This window comes from Arthrobacter sp. 18067 (genome assembly GCF_902706295.1).
Taxonomy (GTDB): Bacteria; Actinomycetota; Actinomycetes; order Actinomycetales; family Micrococcaceae; genus Arthrobacter.
In genome coordinates, this window is the sequence record NZ_CACSJJ010000062.1 from 1 (window position 1) to 804 (window position 804).

Annotated in this window: 1 protein-coding gene; it reads left to right on the top strand. The window is 62.3% G+C overall.

What is annotated here, in order from left to right:
• Nucleotides 1–145: 145 nt before the first annotated feature.
• A complete protein-coding gene (locus GVL04_RS24065; RefSeq protein ID WP_159709171.1) occupies nucleotides 146–619 on the top strand; it encodes a DUF6790 family protein in 474 nt (157 codons plus the stop codon).
• The last annotated feature ends 185 nt before the right edge of the window (nucleotides 620–804 follow it).

An 804-nucleotide genomic window follows, 5' to 3' on the forward strand; every position in this document is an offset into this window, starting at 1 on the left:
CTCTCACCTCTGGTCCTGTTTTGGGCGTCCCTCTCTCACCTTTGGTCGTGTTTTGGGCGTCCCTCTCTCACGTCCTGCTGTCGCCTCGGGCCGATGTTGTCGTTATTCTGAGGCTGTCAGTCGGAACTCGAGGGGACCCCAACCCATGGGCTACTTCATTCTGGTCATCGCACAGACCGTCGCGTTGCCCATCATCGCCGGCAGCATCGAACTCGCCGTCAGTGGCGGCGACGCGGTGCTCGTGTTGGGTAAGTGGTGGGTATTTTGGGGTGTTGGCACGCGCCTGCTTGTCGCAGGCGTAGCGCAAGTCTCGGGCAAGGGGCCGACTGCTGCGATCCTCGGTGCCTCCATCCCGACTGTCCAGGAGAAGCAACTCACCCGCGAACTCGGCATGGCCAACGTGGGCATGGGGCTCGCGGGCCTTCTCGCGCTCGTGCCGGCGTGGGCGCTGCCGGCGGGATTCGCTGGGGGTGTCTTCCTTTTCGTCGCTGGCATCACGCATGTTCCGAAGAAGAACAAGAACGCCAAGGAGACGCTGGCGACCTGGACTGACCTCCTCGTTGGGGCGGCGGTGATCGTCCTCGCCGTTTACGGTCTATTCCATGCCATTTCCGGCTGAAGGGCGCCAGAAGGTGAGAGCGGGACGCCTAAAAACCTGCGGAAGGTGAGAGAGGGACTGCGGTCGTCAAGTTCTTGAGACAGGTTCGTTGTTTGTTTTGGGTTAGGCGGCCAGGGGTTGGTGGGCGCGGGTTTGGTATTGGGTGTGGGCTTTGGCTGGTGGGATGCCGCCTGCTCTGCGGTTGG